The 17,717-nt window shown below is 59.3% G+C and carries 17 protein-coding genes; 9 read left to right on the top strand and 8 right to left on the bottom strand.

The genetic code is table 11. The features are described from left to right. Nucleotides 1-44: 44 nt before the first annotated feature. Complete coding sequence (locus BMZ66_RS02290; protein ID WP_234794946.1) at nucleotides 45-1,517, top strand: DNA/RNA non-specific endonuclease; 1,473 nt, start codon at nucleotides 45-47, stop codon at nucleotides 1,515-1,517. 186 nt (nucleotides 1,518-1,703) lie between these two features. Here BMZ66_RS02290 and BMZ66_RS02285 read toward each other — a convergent pair whose 3' ends face one another. The 8 genes from BMZ66_RS02285 to rsmA all read right to left on the bottom strand — a co-directional run bounded on the left by BMZ66_RS02285 (nucleotide 1,704) and on the right by rsmA (nucleotide 10,229). Next, nucleotides 1,704-3,497 carry a glycoside hydrolase family 2 TIM barrel-domain containing protein gene (locus BMZ66_RS02285; RefSeq protein ID WP_234794993.1) on the bottom strand — a complete coding sequence of 598 codons (1,794 nt, stop codon included), beginning with the start codon at nucleotides 3,495-3,497 and terminating at the stop codon, nucleotides 1,704-1,706. Further along, nucleotides 3,388-4,107: a sugar-binding domain-containing protein gene (locus BMZ66_RS25940; protein WP_234794945.1), complete on the bottom strand. Its 720-nt coding sequence runs from the start codon at nucleotides 4,105-4,107 to the stop codon at nucleotides 3,388-3,390. The genes BMZ66_RS02285 and BMZ66_RS25940 overlap by 110 nt, the downstream gene beginning before the upstream one ends. Before the next feature lie 328 nt (nucleotides 4,108-4,435). After that, complete coding sequence (locus BMZ66_RS02280) at nucleotides 4,436-5,404, bottom strand: hypothetical protein (protein WP_092668533.1); 969 nt, start codon at nucleotides 5,402-5,404, stop codon at nucleotides 4,436-4,438. 125 nt (nucleotides 5,405-5,529) lie between these two features. Further along, nucleotides 5,530-6,360, bottom strand: coding sequence for an alpha/beta hydrolase family protein (locus BMZ66_RS02275; protein WP_092668531.1), 831 nt, complete (start codon nucleotides 6,358-6,360; stop codon nucleotides 5,530-5,532). 256 nt (nucleotides 6,361-6,616) lie between these two features. Then, nucleotides 6,617-7,450, bottom strand: a complete 834-nt coding sequence (locus BMZ66_RS26385; protein ID WP_177204560.1) for a nuclease A inhibitor family protein — start codon at nucleotides 7,448-7,450, stop codon at nucleotides 6,617-6,619. 183 nt (nucleotides 7,451-7,633) lie between these two features. After that, nucleotides 7,634-8,107 (bottom strand): transcription elongation factor GreA, encoded by a 474-nt coding sequence (greA, locus tag BMZ66_RS02265; protein ID WP_092668529.1) that lies wholly within the window; start codon nucleotides 8,105-8,107, stop codon nucleotides 7,634-7,636. A 103-nt stretch (nucleotides 8,108-8,210) separates the two neighbouring features. Continuing rightward, entirely contained in the window at nucleotides 8,211-9,203 is a 993-nt protein-coding gene (locus tag BMZ66_RS02260) for an NAD(P)-dependent oxidoreductase (protein ID WP_092668527.1), read from the bottom strand. Nucleotides 9,204-9,395: 192 nt separating this feature from the next. Then, entirely contained in the window at nucleotides 9,396-10,229 is an 834-nt protein-coding gene (gene rsmA / locus BMZ66_RS02255) for a 16S rRNA (adenine(1518)-N(6)/adenine(1519)-N(6))-dimethyltransferase RsmA (RefSeq protein WP_092668525.1), read from the bottom strand. 232 nt (nucleotides 10,230-10,461) lie between these two features. Between rsmA and BMZ66_RS02250 the strand changes: the two genes are divergently transcribed. The 8 genes from BMZ66_RS02250 (at nucleotide 10,462) to accB (ending at nucleotide 17,625) form a co-directional block, all read left to right on the top strand. Continuing rightward, complete coding sequence (locus BMZ66_RS02250) at nucleotides 10,462-11,919, top strand: leucyl aminopeptidase family protein (protein ID WP_092668523.1); 1,458 nt, start codon at nucleotides 10,462-10,464, stop codon at nucleotides 11,917-11,919. Nucleotides 11,920-12,050: 131 nt separating this feature from the next. Continuing rightward, nucleotides 12,051-13,061 (top strand): 4-hydroxythreonine-4-phosphate dehydrogenase PdxA, encoded by a 1,011-nt coding sequence (gene pdxA, locus BMZ66_RS02245; protein WP_092668521.1) that lies wholly within the window; start codon nucleotides 12,051-12,053, stop codon nucleotides 13,059-13,061. Between the two features lie 207 nt (nucleotides 13,062-13,268). Continuing rightward, the gene (locus BMZ66_RS02240; protein ID WP_092670208.1) at nucleotides 13,269-13,802 is read left to right on the top strand and encodes a YceD family protein; all 534 of its coding nucleotides are present in this window, start codon (nucleotides 13,269-13,271) and stop codon (nucleotides 13,800-13,802) included. 60 nt (nucleotides 13,803-13,862) lie between these two features. Next, complete coding sequence (rpmF, locus tag BMZ66_RS02235; protein ID WP_092668519.1) at nucleotides 13,863-14,093, top strand: 50S ribosomal protein L32; 231 nt, start codon at nucleotides 13,863-13,865, stop codon at nucleotides 14,091-14,093. A 116-nt stretch (nucleotides 14,094-14,209) separates the two neighbouring features. Beyond that, a complete protein-coding gene (gene plsX, locus BMZ66_RS02230; protein WP_092668517.1) occupies nucleotides 14,210-15,151 on the top strand; it encodes a phosphate acyltransferase PlsX in 942 nt (313 codons plus the stop codon). Between the two features lie 151 nt (nucleotides 15,152-15,302). Further along, nucleotides 15,303-16,325, top strand: coding sequence for a beta-ketoacyl-ACP synthase III (locus BMZ66_RS02225; RefSeq protein ID WP_092668515.1), 1,023 nt, complete (start codon nucleotides 15,303-15,305; stop codon nucleotides 16,323-16,325). Between the two features lie 127 nt (nucleotides 16,326-16,452). Further along, the gene (gene efp / locus BMZ66_RS02220) at nucleotides 16,453-17,016 is read left to right on the top strand and encodes an elongation factor P (protein ID WP_092668513.1); all 564 of its coding nucleotides are present in this window, start codon (nucleotides 16,453-16,455) and stop codon (nucleotides 17,014-17,016) included. A 123-nt stretch (nucleotides 17,017-17,139) separates the two neighbouring features. Next, nucleotides 17,140-17,625: an acetyl-CoA carboxylase biotin carboxyl carrier protein gene (gene accB / locus BMZ66_RS02215; RefSeq protein WP_092670206.1), complete on the top strand. Its 486-nt coding sequence runs from the start codon at nucleotides 17,140-17,142 to the stop codon at nucleotides 17,623-17,625. The last annotated feature ends 92 nt before the right edge of the window (nucleotides 17,626-17,717 follow it).

Here is a 17,717-nt window from a genome sequence, read left to right as displayed (position 1 = left end):
TTTTGCGCCGGCCAGTGCCAGGTTCATTCCCTACTTTCGCGGTTATGCGTGCTCCTCTTTTGCTTTTGCCCCTGGCCATGTGGGCTTGTTCTCAACAATCGGCCGATAATTCCACCGCCCAGGTGCCTGCCACCAAGCAGGCCGTGCTGCAAAAGAGTGCGGCGCCATTTCCCGAAACCTTCGAGGCTGGCCGTAAGGGTGCTTACGCGGAAGCCGAAGAACCCCTGGCCACTGGCCCCTGGCAGTTTGCAGAAGCCCTAATTGGCAGTAGCCCGCAGGACCACAAAAACGGCGAGCGCGCCGCCCGCCTGCACAACCTGGGCCGCATCCGCATGAATTTTGACGTACCTGCCGGCGTGCAGCGCATCACCATCAGCGCGGCGGCTTATGGGCAAGACGGCCCCAGCACCTGGGAGTTGTGGCTGAGCCGGGACGGTGGCCGCAGCTACGTGCAAACCGGCCAACGCATCGAAACCCGCGGCCCCGAGCTAAAGCCTCACGTCTTCGAAGGCGTAGCCAACCAACCCATTCGCCTCGAAATCCGCAAAACCAGCGGCCAGAATGCCCGCCTAAACATCGACGACATCAAACTGGAGGCAGCTAACGGCCCGGCCACGGCAGCTAACGCCGGTGCCACCGGCGGCTACTTCGAAAACCGTAACCAGCCGCAAGCTTCTAGCCCTGCAAGCCCCCGCCCCACTTCTCCGCCAACAGCCACCCGCCCGGCACCAACTGCTGGCACCCAGGCCCCCAGCACTTCCACCGATAACCTCGCCCTCGGCAACCCCAGCGGCGCCACGTCCGACCCCACCAACGCCTCTAACTACCTGCTGGTCCACCCTGCGTTCACCCTGGGCTACCACGCCACGCGCGGCATTCCCACCTGGGTCAGCTGGCACCTCGGCCGCGGCGACATTGGCAAGGCCCCCCGCCAAAACGATTTTCGGGCCGATGCCGCCCTGCCCCGGCAGTTCTACCAAGTATCGCCCGCCAGCTACAGCCGCTCCGGCTTCGACAAAGGCCACAACTGCCCCAGCGGCGACCGCACCGCCGACCTCGACGCCAACTCGGCCACTTTCCTCATGACCAACATGGTGCCCCAGGCCCCGCGCAACAACCAGCAAACCTGGGCGCAGCTCGAAGAGTACGGCCGCGCCCAAGTGCAGCGCGGCCAGGAAATCTACATCATCATGGGCAGCTACGGCCGCGGTGGCACCGGCACCAACGGCTTCGCCCAAACCCTTGACCAAGGCCGCGTAACGGTGCCTGCCCGCATCTGGAAAGTCATGGTTATTATCCCCGAAGGCACCAACGACCTCCAGCGCATCAGCACCAACCCCAACGTGCGCGTGCTGGCCATCGACACGCCCAACGACAACAGCGTGGAGGCCGACTGGCGCAAATACCTGACTACAGTTGATAAGATTGAAGCGGCCACGGGCTTAGACTTACTCAGTGCCCTGCCGCAAGAGAGCCAAGCCCGCCTGCAGAAGCTGGTGGATGCTGGCCAACGCTAGGTATCGTAGTAAGTACTTCGTCAAAAGCACTCAAGCGCAAAAAGAACGTCATGCTGAGCGGAGCCGAAGCATCTCGCGTGCAGTAGTAACTCAATCGTTGAACGATGCGAGCGAGATGCTTCGGCTCCGCTCAGCATGACGTTCTTTTTTAAGCTTGGGTGCTTCTACAGCAGTATCCAGCAATTATTATTGGACGGTTATCTCAACATCCGCTCCCGGCAGCCCCGCCGCAGTGGCCCGCAGCGTCACCTTCCCCGCCTCTTGGCCACCCTTTATAATCACCATGCACCGCCCCTGCCAGGTGGTGCGCTCGGGCCGCTGGTAGCTTTCTAGGCTGATGGGGTTGGCATTGCCCACACCCACAATGGTGCCCGGTCCGGTGAGCGCAAACTGCAGCGGCACCTCTGCTTTGGGATTGCGGATGCCTTTCTGGTCCAGCACTTCTACGGTTACATAGCTTAGGTCCTGGCCGTTGGCCCGGATGGTGCCGCGGTCCGGCGTCAGCCGGAACCGGGCTGGCGCCTCGGCCGAGCGTAATTCAGCAGTACCTACTTCTTTCCGGCCGTTGTAGCCCACGGCCTGCAACACTCCGGCCTGGTACAGCACCGCCCAATTGGCTTGAAAGCGGGTAGCGCGGGTCGTAGGCTTGCTGCCCAGGGAGCGGCCGTTCAGGAGCAGTTCTACCCGCTCGCACGACGAATACACCTCCACATTCAGGGACTTGTTTTCCTGGCCCGGCCACGTCCAATCGGCCAGCACGTCGTGCCATTCCCACTTGCTCCACTCCTCTTTGCCCGGGTTCAGCGGAAAAGACGGCGTGGGCGGCTGCACAAATACCGATACCTGGTTAGGCTTCCAAAGCGCGTCGCGGTAGTACGATTGGGGCCGTTTCCAGCCGCAAATGTCCAGGTCGCCGCAGTAGGCCAGGTTCCAAGGGAAAAAGCCCTGGTTTTGCCAATAGCCTAGCCAGCCGATGCTGGCCTCCCCGATGTAGTCGAAGGCCGTCCACACGAAGTCGCCCACCACGTAAGGGTGGTTCACCACGTCCATCCAGCTGCCAAACGCTTCCAGAGGGTACGACTCCGCGCCGTACATCACGCGCTGCGGCAGTCGGGCATGGTCTTGGGCGTAGATGGCCGGCTGGTGGTGGTCGCCGCCCGCCGCGTAATTGTAGCCCGACACATCGAGCACGGCAAAATAGGGGTCCTTGTCGGGGTTCAAACCATTCACCCCCGATGTGATGGGCCGCGTGGGGTCCAGCTTGCGGACGTAATCAGCCAGCTGCCGGGCCGTTTGTACCCCCGCCGGTGAGCCGCGCTCGGGAATCTCATTGCCCAGGCTCCACATGATGATAGATGGGTGGTTGCGGTCGCGCCGCACCATGCTGGCTACGTCGTGCTGCCACCACCGGTCGAAGTAAAGGTGGTAGTCGAAGGGGTTTTTGGCTTCGCGCCACATGTCAAAAGCTTCGTCGATGACCAGCATGCCCAGCCGGTCACAGGCGGCCAGCAGCGCCGGCGCGGGCGGGTTGTGCGAGCAGCGAATGGCATTGTAACCGCTGGCTTTCAGCAGCTCCACCTTGCGCTCCTCGGCCCGGTCGAAGGACTTGGCGCCGAGCGGGCCATGGTCGTGGTGAATGCAGCCGCCTTTGAGTTTCAACGGCTGGCCATTCAGGCGAAACCCGTTCTGGGCATCCATCGAAATGGTGCGCACGCCAAAGGACGTTTCCACGCGGTCGAGCAGGCGTTGCTGCTCATACACTTCCGTGATGGCCGTGTACAGCCGGGGCTGGTCTACTGACCAACGCTCCGGCGACTTAATGGTTAGCGCCTGACTAACATCGGCAGAAGCGCCCGCTGCAACGGCTTGTTTAGATTCGGTTTTGGCCACTTCCTGGCCCTTGGCATTGCGAATCCGGGTTATGAGCGTCACCTCCGCGGCTTGGGCGCTTTTGTTGGCGAGCGTGGTAACGGCCCGCACCTGCGCCGCGGCGGCCGTCACCTCCGGCGTGGTAAAGTAGGTGCGCCACGTGCACCGGCGCGCGCACACTCAGCCACACGTGCCGGTAGATACCCGAGCCGGAATACCAGCGGCTATTTGCGCCCTGATTATGCACTTCGACTGCTACTACGTTCGGCCCGGTTGGTTTAACCAGGTCTGTCACGTCGTGCCAAAAGCTGGTGTAGCCGTACGGGTGCCGGCCCAATGACTGCCCGTTGACCCACACTTCGGCGTTCATATACACCCCCTCAAACATCAGCTGCACCCGTTGGCCCGCCGCGCCCGCCGGCAGCTCAAACGTTTTGCGGTACCAGCCACTGCCACCCGTAGTGAAGCCGCCGCTCACCTGGCTCGGGGCATCGGGGCTGAAGGGCGAGGCGGTGCCGGGCAGGTCCTCAATGCTCCAGTCGTGGGGCAGGTCAATGGCTCGCCAAGTCTTATCATTGAATTCCGGTTTTTCTGCTCCCTGCGCGCCGCCGCGGTGAAAGCGCCAGCCGCTGTCAAACAAGCTGGTGGTACCCGAAGCGGGCTGGGCGTGGCCGGAACTCAACAAAAACATAAGCAGAACAATGCCAAACAGTACTCTCATTGGATGTCTATAAAGGGCTACGCCAATTGTAATTGCGGAGCCAGACACAACCCAAGCTGCGCATTCACCCCGCCATCGGGCATCGCCCAAATATAGCCGGGCCTTTCCTACCTGAATCAGCGCTCGTTGGAGTACGGTACCAAACAGGTAGTGGTGCTACGATTTACCCCTCAGGGTTCGTAGCACCACTATAGCTATTACAGCGGATTCAGGTCGATGTGCAGCACGGTCGCGCTACTGAACACGCTTCACACTTACATGAAAATCACTCTAATTCAAGCCCTGGCTTAACAGGATTTGAGTCAATTGGCTTCCTACAAAGGCCTAATTAAAACCGCCGCGTCAGCGTCAGACCAGTGCCCCCGGCCTGGCCCGGATACGTCACCACGCCCACGGCCATACGCGTCGGCTCAGCTGTGCAGTGGCGTAGCAAGTTCCAGAAGCTCAGGGCCACGGTGGCAGTGCCAGCGCCAATGTTCAGGAAAGAAACTGTTCGCTCTGCAGCAAAGGATTTTACAACCGGCGGGCCATACCCGATGCTTGGCCGGCTGGGCTCGTCGGTGGGCAAACGCAGCGCCCCCAGCAAGACCTGACCAGTGCCGCTGAGCACGCCAGCGTAGGCGGCCCCGCGCCCGGCACCTGGCTGGTTAAACTGGCTGGCGTTGGCGGCAGCCAGCATTACGTTGATGCCGCCCCACACTGCCGAGCCCGCGGCATAGCCGGTAGGTACTGCTACGGGCGTCAGTACCGGCGCGGTAGGCGAGCCGTAAGTGGGCTGAATGAGGGCACATTCTGCCTTGCTCAGGCCGGATGCGGCCACCCAATCGGCCAGGGCCGGTACCTTCATGTCGGCAATCAAATCGTACTGGTGGGCGTGGTTGATGCCCTCCGCCACGGGGCGGCCGGCGGTTTCGGCCACCAAAAATCCCACGGCGCACAGGCGGCCGTCGCGGTCAATGAAACATGGGCGGCGCTCGCCGGGGTAGTCATGATTGCGCGGAAACACCCCGGCCACCCAGTAGCCGTGCAGCAAGTCGAGCAAGTGCGCGCGGCGCCGGGCCAACGCCGGAGTCAGATAGCGGGGCGTTTGCTGACGCAGGGTGCGCTCGGCATAGGCCAAGTGAGCCTGTACCCGCGCATCGTCGTTGGTGCCAATTTCAGGCTCGTGGCCGGTAGCAGCCACGTAGCCAGCATTGCCCACCAGCACATTCACCTGGTCGGTGGCGAGAGGTTGGGGCTGGTGCTGGCAGGCGCTCAGGCTCACCGCCAACAGCAGCATCGCATAGATTTTTTTCATAGGTGAAAAGACGTGAACCACGGGCAACCACCCGCTTTCCACCTTGACCGCCCACTCCCGACCACGGTTGCACGCTTTCTCTCCAATGCAGTTTCTATCCCAACACCATAGCCTTCAACGGGCCGCTAACTCCGTTTGAGGGCCAGAAACCGCGTCACTTCCCACACGTATTTGTCGCCGAATTCTGCTTGGGTAAGGGTAGGCATGCCCTGCATGTGACCACCTTCAAAGGTCAGCACCTGCCGCTTCTGTCGGCGCCGGGCCATTCGCACCACGGCCACCGAATCGGCCAGCGGTGTGCTCAGGTCTGCAGTCCCGCCAATCAGCAACCACGGGCATTTGATGCGCGGCGCGGCATTGGCGTAGGTGGCAGCTTCGGCAGGCAGCGTAACCACCTTTTGGCGGCTCTGCAGTTGATACTCTACCAACCGCTGGGGACTCGCCACGTAACCTTCGGCCACAAAAAAATCGGGCCGGCCAGTAGCTGCCACTTCAGCCCCCATAATGGTGCCCATGGAAAAGGCGATAATGCCCGTCCGGTTCCGGGGAAAGCGGCGCCGGGCGTCGGCTAGCACGGCCGCCAGGTCCACCACAAATTCCTGATAATACAACCGTTGGGCATCAATGACAAAATCGGAGCTATGCCCAAAGCCGCGGTAATCAAATAGCCACACCCGGTAGCCCGCTGATGCTAAAGCCTTCGCCTGGGTTAAGTAGTAGGACATGTTGCCGAAGTCGCCATAGGCCAGCACCATGGTCGTGTGCTGGTCGGGCACGTTGGCTTCCGGCTCAATTATCCAACTGGTCAAGGCCGCCTGGTCGGGCGTAGTCACCGATACCGTCTGGTAGCGCAGCCCCACGGCATCGGGGGTGCCTATCCATTCCTTACTTGGCTTTAGTGCCCAAGCCGAAACCGTTTGGCACAAGAAAAGGACAGCTAGTAGGAAACGACGCATATGGGCAGGGTTTAAGCGAGTGGTAGAACACGCTATCTACACCGACTTGCCTCAAACGTTGCACGCACCCATCTCCCCGGCTGCAATTACTAGTCGGCGCTCAAAGCCATTGTCGGAGTATTTGTACGCCTGCTAGTCCGACGCCCTAGGCGTCCGACCAGTTGTTGCCAGCGCAATTGTTATTTAAAACTCTATCAACAACCGGTCGGACGCCTAGGGCGTCGGACCGAGCCCAATTACTGAAGGCGAAAGCACCCTAGGTTTCCGTCAGCACGGTTTTGAAGCCGGCCAGGGTGCCGTCCGCCGTGCGGCCCAGCGCGTAGACTTGCACCTGTGGGCCTTTGCCCACCCGGTACACCTGCGTATCGTCCAGCTCCTGCTTCATAAACATCTGCAGCGCCTTATAGCGGTTGGCCAGGTTCACGTCGCCCAGCACGCCGTTGTCGGCGGTGTGGTTGCGTAGAAACTGCGTGAGCTCCACTTTCTCCACCGGCCCGTCGGCTGGCTCGCCTAGCGCCTTGAGCAGCGCGGCATCGGAAAGTTCGCCGCCCGGTGCGGCATACGCTACAGCCTCCAGTGGCGCATCCGATTCGCTCATGAAAACGAGGCCTTTCACCTGCTGCTGCAGTTCCGACGGCACAGCGGCACCGGCTTCCCCGACGGCGCTGGCTTTGGCTTCGCTGAGCCCGCTGCCCCCTTCCACTTTAGCGGCAATTGCCTCAGCCAGCTCCTGCATACGGGCCTCGGGCACTTTGATTTTTGGGTTGGCAAAGTTCATGTCCGACACCTTGTTCATCGGAATAAGGTGAATGTGCGCGTGCGGCACTTCCAGCCCAATTACGGCCACGCCAATGCGCTTGCACGGCACCGCGGCCAGCACCGCCTTGGCCACGCGCTGCGAAAACGCGTGCAATGCCGCTAGCTCATCCGTCGGCAAATCAAAGATGTAGTCAACCTCCTTCTTCGGAATCACCAGCGTGTGGCCTTCCACCAGCGGCGTAATGTCGAGAAAAGCTAGGTGGCGGCCGTCTTCGGCTACTTTGTAGGCCGGCAGCTCGCCGGAAACGATGCGGGAGAAGATAGAAGGCATTTTTATTGGCTGTTAGCTATTAGCTTATGGCTGTTAGCTTTTTGTGGAAATTCTGTTTGCAAGCTGCACGCTTTTTCTGAGATGCACGGCCTGCCAGTACGTAGCGGGCATAAAAAAGCCGCAAACATCCGCCGGACGTTTGCGGCTAACAGCTATCAGCCAAGAGCTAACAGCTTAAACTTTTTACCGGGTGATTTCCAGAATTTCAAACTGCAGCTTGCCGGCCGGCACGATGATTTCGGCCGTGTCGCCGGCCGATTTACCCAACAGACCTTTGCCGATGGGCGACTTCACCGAGATTTTGCCGGCGGCTAGGTTGGCCTCCTCTTCAGCCACCAGAGTGTAGTCGAGCACCATGTTATTCTTCAGGTTCTTTAATTTCACCTTACTCATGATGAGCACCTTACTGAAATCCATATTGGTTTCGTCGATGACGCGGGCGTTGCCCACTACTTCTTCGAGTTTGGAGATTTTGAGCTCTAGCAGGCCTTGGGCGTCCTTGGCGGCGTCGTATTCGGCGTTCTCGCTCAGGTCGCCTTTGTCGCGGGCTTCGCGCAAGTCTTCGGCAGCTTTGGCCCGGCCGCGGACCTTGAGGTCCTGAAGTTCATCCTTCAGTTTTTGCAGGCCCTCGGGGGTGTAATAGTTGATGGTGGACATAAGATGTAGCGGCTGGTGGGTTTGGCTAAAAAGCAAGGAGAACGGCTGGCACTGCCAACCGTTCTCCCTCCTTAGGTTCATTGCAAAGATACGCAAAAACGGACTAGCTCCCTGCGGCTCCGGTTTTGTTGTCGGAGAGAAAGGCCCCAATCTTCTTTACCAGCACTTCGTTGATGCGGGCATAGCTCTGGTGCGTCCAGCCGCCGATGTGGGGCGAGAGTATCACATTGGGCGCCGTGCTCAAATAATCAAACCGGGCCCGCTGGTCTGCGCTGAGCGTGCTAAGCTTTTCATTTTCCAGCACATCGAGCGCGGCGCCCCGCAACTTGCCGGCTTGCAGGGTCTGCACCGCGGCGGCGTGGTCCAGCACCTCGCCCCGTGCGGTGTTGAGCAACCAGAAAGGCTGTTGAAAGCCCTGTAGCAGGGCCTCATTCACGAAATGATGGTTCGCTGCCGAGTAGGGAATGTGCAGGCTCAGCACCTCGGCGCGGGCCTGTAGTTCCGCCAAGCTAACCAACGTGGCAAAGTCGTCGGCCGGGCAGGCTGGGTCGATGTCATGGGCAAGCACGGTGCAGCCAAAAGCCCGAAGGCGGCGCGCAAAAGCCCGCCCCATGTGCCCGTATCCCAACAAGCCGATGGTTTTGCCGCCCACTTCTTCCCCGCGGTTGGCTTCCCGGCGCCACTGGCCCTGCCGCACCTCCTGGTGGGCCGGCACAATGTTTCGAAGCAACGCCAGCAGCAGGCCCATCGCATACTCGCCCACGGCATCGCGGTTGCCCTCAGGCGCGTTGAGCAGCGTAACGCCAGCTGCGGCCAGCGCCGGTTCGTCGATGTTGTCGACGCCGGCCCCGGCCCGTGCTATGTAACGCAGCTGCGGCCCGTGGCTTAACAAGTCGGCGGTGATGCGCAGCTTGCTGCGCACCATCAGGCCTTCGTAAGGATAAGCGGCCAGCGCCGCAGGCACTTCTGCAGCGGTAAGATGTGGGCAATAGTCTATTTTAACCCCAATGGCTTGTAGCATGGCTTCGAGCGAAGCGTGCATTTCATCTATTACAAGGCATACGCCGCCTGTGGCAAGGGGTTCAGCGGGGTTCATAAAGATTTAAATGGTTGTTCTATACAGTACAATGGTGGTAGTTCACCGCTCATATGGGCGCCTCCCCCCCGGCCCCCTCTCTGGTGGAAAGGGGGAGCCACGGCGTCACCTGGCATGATTCGCTCGGCGCCCCCCTCTCCGCGGGAGGGGGGCCGGGGGGTGAGGCCCACGCCAGAACTAATATCTGCTGCCTTACTCAACAAGGTCACTCAAATCGAGGTCAGGCAAAGCCGCACTGGCACCGGCGTTGTGCTGCGCCACGCGTTGCGTCAGGCCCACAAAGTCAGCCACGCCTAGCTGCTCTGCCCGCTTCTCGAAAATGGCATCGGTAGTAGCCTCGGCCGGCAGGCCAAACGGCTTCAGGGCGTTGCGTAGGGTCTTGCGTCGGGTTTGGAAGGCCTGCTTCACTACCCGGAAAAACAGCTTCTCATCGCAATCCAACGCCACCGTTTCGTTACGAGTGAGCCGCACCACCGCCGACTCTACCTTAGGCGGGGGCACAAACACGTGCGGTGGCACCGTAAACAAGTACTCAATCTTATAATACGCTTGCAGCAACACGCTCAGAATGCCATAGGTCTTGGAGCCGGGCGGCTCGGCCAGGCGTTGCGCCACCTCCTTCTGAATCATGCCCACTACCTCGCGCACCTGCTGCCGATTGGCCAGCACCTGGAAAAAAATCTGGCTGCTGATGTTATAAGGAAAGTTGCCGATGATGGCCAGCGGCTGACCCGGAAACATAGTGCTCAGGTCTTGCCGTAGAAAGTCAGTAGCGTAAATACGGTTTTCCAACGCCGGGTAATGGGCTTTTAGGTAGGCCACCGACTCAGTGTCGATTTCTACCACACTGGTTTGGTAGGCCGGGTTTTGAAGCAGGTATTGCGTGAGCACGCCCATGCCCGGCCCAATCTCGAGCACCTCTCTTACGTCGTCGGGCAGCTGCAAGGCAGCCACGATGTTACGGGCAATGTTGGGGTCAGCCAGAAAGTGTTGGCCGAGGTGTTTTTTGGGGCGGACGGTATTCACAGAAGTGTTACGTGTAGGGTTGATAGAAAGTCGTGCTGAGCCTGTCGAACCGGTGGTCGGCAAATCCAAGCCTCCTACCGCTTCGTTACATCAGCACGATTTACTTCCGCAGGAGGGATGCTTCGGCTGCGCGGACGCCCGATGAGCATGACGCTCCTTTTGCGATTCGTCAAAAACCTCACCACCTAAACTGTACCTTGCGGACTCAAATCTACGGCCTTCACTCCCGCTCATGTCCTTAGCCCTTGCCCACGTGGCCGCCGCGCCGGCCCAATCCACACAGGTGTTCATCCTGTCGAACGGCACTACTGCCCTGCCCACCGGGGCTGTCGGCGACCTCTCAGCCGAAGCTCAGCAGTACGTAACCACCGCTCTGGCCGACGACCAGAAGCTCATCCACCTCAATCATTTCACGCACCATCACTTTTTTGTGGTGCTCGCCAAAAAGCCAACCGCTGAGCAAGTAGCCGAGGCCCTGCGCCGCAGCGGCCATACCCTGCACGGCCAGCTGAAAAAAGAAAAGATTGCCGAGGTTTTCATTCATAACCTGAGCGAAACGCCCAACGCTGCCTTAGTCCTCACCGAAGGCCTGGCCCTGACGGCCTACCAGTTTGAAGGCTATAAAACCGACGAAAAATCGCGCAAGCCCGCCACCCTCACCAAAGTTTCGGTAGTAGGCGACGCCGCGACCTCAGAGACAGTAGCTGAGCTCGACGGCCTCCTACAAGGCGTATTCCTGGCCCGTAACCTGGTAAACGCTCCACTCAACAAGCTCAACGCCATTCAGCTGGCCGAGAGCATCGCCACCGCCGGCGATGAGGCCGGCTTCACCACCGACATCCTCGACCTGCCCAAAATCGAAGCCCTCCGCATGGGCGGCTTACTGGCGGTGAACCTGGGCTCGCCCGAGCCGCCCACGTTCAGCATTCTGGAATGGAAGCCCGAAGGCGCTCAAAACGCCAAGCCTTACGTGCTGGTGGGCAAGGGCGTGGTGTTCGACACCGGCGGCCTCAGCCTCAAGCCCACGCCCAACAGCATGGACATGATGAAGTGCGACATGGCCGGCGGCGCGGCCGTGGCCGGCACCCTTTTCGCCCTGGCCAAAAACAACGTGCCGCTGCACGTCATCGGCCTAGTGCCAGCCACCGACAACCGCCCCGGCGGCCTCGCCTACGCCCCCGGCGACGTCATCACCATGCACAGCGGCCTCACGGTGGAAGTAAAAAACACCGACGCCGAAGGCCGCTTGCTGCTGGCCGATGCCCTGAGCTTCGCCAAAAAGTACGACCCGGAACTGGTTATCGACCTCGCTACCCTGACCGGAGCCGCCGTCCGGGCCATCGGCACCGAAGCCTCTGCCGTGATGGGCACGGCCGATGCCAGCACTAAAGAGGAGCTTGCCACCGCTGGCTTCGGTGTGCACGAACGCCTCGTGGAGTTCCCCCTCTGGGACGAATACGCCGACCACATCAAGTCCGACATCGCCGACCTCAGCAACCTCGGCAAAGGCGAAGCTGGCCAGATTTCTGCCGCCAAGTTCCTTGAGCGCTTCGCCGAGGGTTACCCCTGGATTCACCTCGACATCGCCGGCCCGGCTTACCTCACCGCTCCCGAAAGCTACCGGGGCAAAGGCGGCACCGGCGTGGGCGTACGTCTTTTGTATAAATTTCTGACAACGAAGCTGTCTTAACTATCCTTTCCTCAGCAGGATACATAAAGTACCAGTGTAGCTTCGACCAACGCCACACTTTCCGGTTACTAAAGCAGCCTGCCCGAAACGGCCCGGCAAACAGCTCACCCTAACTCCAAACCATCCGCATCTTGCCACCTCTCCCCCGCTTAGGTTTTTCCGTTGGCGACCTTGCCGGCATCGGCCCTGAGGTCATTTACAAAACGCTGCTCGATGAGCGGCTACTGAAGATTTGTACGCCGGTCGTGTACGGCACCGCCACCGACCTCTTCCACGACTTCCCGGTTGCACCCGACGCCGAGCCGCTCATGTTCCGGCAGCTGCGCGACGCGGCCGACATTGCCCCTGGCCGCCTCAACGCCGTCACGTGTTGGGAGGAGGATTTTGCCCTCGCTCCCGGCCAGCCCTCGCCCGCAACGGGCCAGGCCGCGCGTGAAAGCCTGCTGGCTGCCAGCCGCGACCTGAAAGCCGGTAAGCTCGACGCCATCGTTACTGCGCCCATTAGCAAGGACAATACCCAGTCCGATGACTTCCGCTACCCCGGCCACACGGAGTTTCTCACTAGCTATTTCGAGGCCCCCGAGAGCCTGATGTTCTTGGTGGACGAAAGCGGTTTGCGCATTGCCACCGTCACGGGCCATATGCCGCTCAAAGACGTGCCCTCGCGCCTCACCGCGGAGCTGCTGCGCACCAAAATCACGCTGCTACTGAAGTCTCTCAAGCAGGACTTTGGCATTCTTCGCCCCCGAATAGCCGTGCTCGGCCTAAATCCCCACGCGGGCGAAAACGGCCTGCTAGGCAGTGAAGAACGCGACTTGGTTTCGCCCGTTATTCAGCAGTTTGCGCAAGATGGCCACCTGGTGTTTGGTCCCTTCCCCGCCGATGGTTACTTCGGCACCCAGCAATTCCGGCAGTTCGACGCTACCCTGGCCCTCTACCACGACCAGGGCCTGATACCCTTCAAGCTCATGGCCTTCGAGCAGGGTGTGAATTTCACGGCTGGCCTGCCAGTAGTACGTACCTCCCCCGACCACGGGACTGCCTACGGGCTAGCCGGGCAGTTCAAAGCCGAAGAGTCGTCGTTTCGGGCAGCGGTATACTTGGCCTGCAAGGTGTGGCAGCAGCGTTGGGAAGACGCCTAGCCCCGCTCCGCGCGCTGAGAACGGCTGCACCCCAGGGGCACTAATCTCGTGCAGGACACGTATAGAAGACCTGCGATTTGCCAAATACCGGCTGACCATCAACGCTAACACAACCCATTTCGGGCTGAAACTGCTAAGAAAGTTGGCCTTAATCTTTGGCAAAAAGCCAGAATTTCATTACTTTTGCCCCCTGCTATTCAGCCGACCGTGAAAAAAGAAAGCCAATACGACATCAATTTAGCCAAACTGGCGCTGAAAACGCATCACTTTGAGTTTGAATTGGGTCCCGACTTTTTTGCCTTATTCGACCAACCCTTGGTTGAGCAAGGCAAACTGCATGCTGACGTCGAATTAATTAAGACCGAGCGGCTGCTAACGTTGAATTTTCATATCACCGGCGACGTGCGCCTGATTTGTGACCGCAGCCTCGACGAGTTCGACCAGCCGCTGGACATTGAAGAGCAGCTGCTGGTGCGCTTCGGCGACGAAAACAAGGAGCTGGACGACAACGTGCTGCAAATTGTGCCCGAGACCCAGGCCTTGCCCCTCGCACAGCACCTGTACGACTACATTGGCCTCGCGCTGCCCATGAAGAAGCTGCACCCGCGCTTCCAGAACGAAGCCGACGAAAACCCTGACGCTCCCACCAAACTCATCTTCAGCACCCGTCCTGCCGATGATGAGCCCGATGACGACGAGCCGGCCGACCCGCGTTGGGCCGCGCTGCGCAACCTCAACTAAGCGCCCCGAGTCGCTTCCACTCGTTCAACGAAACTTCAATTCCCCTAATTCAACAAAACCATGGCTCATCCTAAGCGCCGCACCTCTTCCGCCGTTCGCGACAAGCGTCGCACCCACTACAAGTTGACTCCTAAGGCTGTGACCTTGTGCCCCAACACGGGCGAGCTGCACCTGCGCCACAAGGCCTATGTAGTTGACGGCGACTTGTACCACAACGGCCAGCTGGCCATCAAAAATTACTCGAAGGTGAGCTCGGCCCCTGCAGCCGACACCACCGGCGACGACGAATAGCGCGTCAGGTTGTTATTTCGCGGTACCTTACGGTCCGGCTTCGCTCCTTTTTTAAGCCAGCGGGGCCGGACTTGTAGTTACTACCCTTTCTCCTGACCTCCCCAAACACCTCTTACATGAAAATAGCCCTCGACGCAATGGGCGGCGATTTCGCCCCCAAAGCCGCCGTGGCGGGTGCCCTGCTGGCAGCCGAACAACTAGCCGGCCAGGCCACCATCGTCCTAATTGGTCAGGAAGACGCCGTAAGGCCCTTGTTGCAAGCCGCTGGCGCCGCAGCCGATGCCATAGAGTTTGTTCCTGCCTCGCAGGTCATCGACATGGCCGAGCACCCTGCCAAAGCTTTCCAGCAAAAGCAGGACTCCAGCATTGCCGTGGGCTACAAGCTGCTCCTGAAGGGCGAAGTTGAAGCGTTTTGCTCGGCGGGCAACACGGGTGCCATGCTCGTGGGTGCCATGCTCACGGTGAAGGCCGTGCCCGGCGTGATTCGCCCGGCCATTGCCAACTTCGTTCCGAAGCTCAAAGACAAATTCGGCATTCTGCTCGACGTGGGCGCCAACGCCGAGTGCAAGCCCGAGATGTTGGAACAGTTCGGCGAACTGGGCTCTTTATACGCCCAGTACGTGCTGGGTATTGCCCAACCCAAAGTGGGCCTAGTGAACCTAGGCGAGGAAGAGGGCAAGGGCACTCCCCTCACGCAAGCGGCTCACCAGCTGCTAAAAGTGAACCCTCACGTTCATTTTATCGGCAACATCGAAGGACGCGACATGTTCAACGACAAGGCCGATGTCGTGGTCTGCGACGGCTTCACGGGCAATATCTTGCTGAAAATGGCCGAATCCATCTACGAAATGATGGACGAGAAACAGATTCACGACCCCTTTTTCGACAAATTCAATTACGAGGCGGTAGGCGGCTCTCCCATTCTGGGCATCAACGACAACGCCATTATTGGCCACGGACGTAGCACGCCCCTGGCCATTGCCAACATGCTGGTGCAGGGGTTCAACATGGCCAACTCTGGCATTGTCGAACAAATTAAGGCTACTTTTAAGAGTTAAACCCTGCCCTTGGCTATGAAAAAACCTCCGGCTTCGGCCGGATTTTTTTTAAAGTTTAAATGGGTTGCCTTCGTTTATCTGGGAGCCAACTGATTGTACATTTTAGGCTCCGATTCCCTTTTTCTCGCTTGCCCCGCCTACTTTTGCCTGTATGAAGATTACTGCTGCCATCACCGGCGTGGGTGCTTACGTGCCCGAATATGTGCTCACCAATGCCGAGCTTGAAAAGCTGGTCGATACGACGGATGAGTGGATTATGTCCCGCACTGGTATTCAGGAGCGCCGCATTCTGAAAGGAGAAAACCAGGGCGCTTCGGTTATGGGCATCAAAGCAGTGCAGCAACTGCTCGATAAAACCGGCACCAACCCGGAAGAAATTGACCTGCTCATTTGTGCCACTACCACCCCCGATGTTTTGTTTCCGGCCACGGCCAACATCATTTCCAACGGCGTAGGTATTACCCGCGCCTTCAGCTACGACGTGAACGCGGCCTGTTCCAGCTTTCTGTTTTCGCTGGCCACGGGGGCGCAGTTTATCCAAGCGGGCACTTATAAGAAGGTGATTGTGGTGGGCGCCGACAAAATGTCGTCCATTGTCGACTACACCGACCGCGCCAACTGCATCTTGTTTGGCGATGGCGCCGCCGCCGTACTCCTCGAACCCAACACCGACGGTTTTGGCCTGCTCGACCAGGTGCTGCGCACCGATGGCAGCGGTGAAGCCTACCTGCACCAGAAAGCCGGTGGCAGCCGCCGCCCCCCTTCGCACGCCACCGTCGATAACAAGGAGCACTACATCTATCAGGAAGGCGCCACGGTGTTTAAGTTTGCCGTGAAGAGCATGGCCGACGTGGCCGCCCAGGTAATGGAACGCAACTCCCTGAGCAAGGACGATGTGGCCTGGCTGGTGCCCCACCAAGCCAACAAGCGCATCATTGATGCCACCGCCAACCGCATGGGCGTGGGCCCTGAGAAGGTAATGCTGAACATTCACCGCTACGGCAACACCACCAACGCCACTATTCCGCTGTGCCTGGCCGACTACGAGCGCCAGCTGCACCGAGGCGACAACCTGGTGCTGGCGGCCTTTGGCGGCGGCTTCACCTGGGGTTCCATCTACATCAAATGGGCTTACGACGGTGCCGCCGCGGCTGCTAAAGTTTCCAAAGCGTAAATCAGGGCTTCGCTGCGATTTATATTTCCAATACCATCACCACAACGTTTTGAGAGTGAAGAGCTAATTAGTGGTCACTCCAGTTTGCAGCTCTTCATTTTTAATTTTTCAATTAAAAATTCCCACAATGGCAAGTACCGCCGACTTTCGCAACGGCCTCGTCCTTAATTACAACGGCGAGTTGCACGTCATCACCGAATTCCAGCACGTGAAGCCGGGCAAAGGCCCCGCGTTTGTACGCACCAAGCTGCGCAACATCAAAACCGGCCGGGTTATCGACAACACGTTCAACGCCGGCGTGAAAGTGGAAACGGCCCGCGTAGAGCAGCGCCCTCACCAGTTCATTTACAAGGACGATTACGGGTTCACGTTCATGGACAACAGCACCTTCGAGCAGATTGTGCTGCCCGATGCCATGGTACCTTTCGCCGACCTCATGAAGGAAGGCCAGGAAGTAACCATTCTGATGCACGCCGAAACCGAGCAGCCCCTCACTGCCGAACTGCCCACCACCGTGGAACTGACTGTGACTTACACCGAGCCCGGCTTGAAAGGCGATACCGCCACCAACACCCTGAAGCCCGCTACGGTAGAAACCGGTGCTCGCATCCAGGTGCCGCTGTTCATCGACACCGACACCAAAATCCGCATCAAAACCAGCGATTACAGCTACGTCGAGCGCGTAAAGTAGCCTTTATTAAGCCGTTAGCTAGCAGCTGATTTGCTGATAGCCGACGTTCAAAAAAGCTAACAGCTAGCAGCTAATAGCTAGCAGCTAAAGAATATGTCAAATTCGCCCAAAAAGGACGCTGCCATGAAAGCCAAAGAACTACAGGAACTGCTCGATTTTATCGCCAAATCGGGACTCAACAAGGTGAACATTGAAACCGAAGAGTTTAAAATCTCGGTGCAGCGTGAGCCCAATACCAAACATACCACCAGCGTAGCGGCTCCCACGCACAGCCACGCCCCGGCACCAGCCCCCGTAGCGCCAGCCCCCGCCCCCGCGGCGGCTGCGGCTGCACCCGCCGCTGCGGCTCCGGCCGAGGCCCCTGCCGCTGCCAACCACCGCGCCCTGAAGGCGCCCATGATTGGCACTTTCTACCGCAGCAGCGGCCCCGACTCGCCTTCATTTGTGCAAGTAGGCGACAAGGTGGAGAAAGGCCAGGTTATCTGCATTATCGAAGCGATGAAGCTGTTTAACGAAATCGAAGCCGAGGAAAGCGGCCGCATTGTGAAGGCCATGGTTGAAAACGCCTCGCCGGTAGAATACGACCAGCCGTTGTTCCTGATTGAGTAGTTTCCCCCGTTTGTCATCCTGAGCGGAGCAAAGGACCTTATCGAACTAGAACGGCAATCGTTCCTGAATGATAAGGTCCTTTGCTCCGCTCG

Source organism: Hymenobacter arizonensis (assembly GCF_900115775.1).
In the GTDB taxonomy this organism is placed as follows: Bacteria; Bacteroidota; Bacteroidia; order Cytophagales; family Hymenobacteraceae; genus Hymenobacter; species Hymenobacter arizonensis.
Note: the sequence above shows the minus strand (reverse complement) of the source record. Positions and strands in the feature narration are given on the sequence as shown.

Coding starts and splice junctions, on each gene's coding strand:
- BMZ66_RS02290 (WP_234794946.1), top strand. CDS start 45: ATGCGTGCTCCTCTTTTGCTTTTGCCCCTGGCCATGTGGGCTTGTTCT.
- BMZ66_RS25940 (WP_234794945.1), bottom strand. CDS start 4,107: ATGAGAGTACTGTTTGGCATTGTTCTGCTTATGTTTTTGTTGAGTTCC.
- BMZ66_RS02280 (WP_092668533.1), bottom strand. CDS start 5,404: ATGAAAAAAATCTATGCGATGCTGCTGTTGGCGGTGAGCCTGAGCGCC.
- BMZ66_RS02275 (WP_092668531.1), bottom strand. CDS start 6,360: ATGCGTCGTTTCCTACTAGCTGTCCTTTTCTTGTGCCAAACGGTTTCG.
- BMZ66_RS26385 (WP_177204560.1), bottom strand. CDS start 7,450: ATGCCTTCTATCTTCTCCCGCATCGTTTCCGGCGAGCTGCCGGCCTAC.
- greA (WP_092668529.1), bottom strand. CDS start 8,107: ATGTCCACCATCAACTATTACACCCCCGAGGGCCTGCAAAAACTGAAG.
- BMZ66_RS02260 (WP_092668527.1), bottom strand. CDS start 9,203: ATGAACCCCGCTGAACCCCTTGCCACAGGCGGCGTATGCCTTGTAATA.
- BMZ66_RS02250 (WP_092668523.1), top strand. CDS start 10,462: ATGTCCTTAGCCCTTGCCCACGTGGCCGCCGCGCCGGCCCAATCCACA.
- rpmF (WP_092668519.1), top strand. CDS start 13,863: ATGGCTCATCCTAAGCGCCGCACCTCTTCCGCCGTTCGCGACAAGCGT.
- plsX (WP_092668517.1), top strand. CDS start 14,210: ATGAAAATAGCCCTCGACGCAATGGGCGGCGATTTCGCCCCCAAAGCC.
- BMZ66_RS02225 (WP_092668515.1), top strand. CDS start 15,303: ATGAAGATTACTGCTGCCATCACCGGCGTGGGTGCTTACGTGCCCGAA.
- efp (WP_092668513.1), top strand. CDS start 16,453: ATGGCAAGTACCGCCGACTTTCGCAACGGCCTCGTCCTTAATTACAAC.
- accB (WP_092670206.1), top strand. CDS start 17,140: ATGAAAGCCAAAGAACTACAGGAACTGCTCGATTTTATCGCCAAATCG.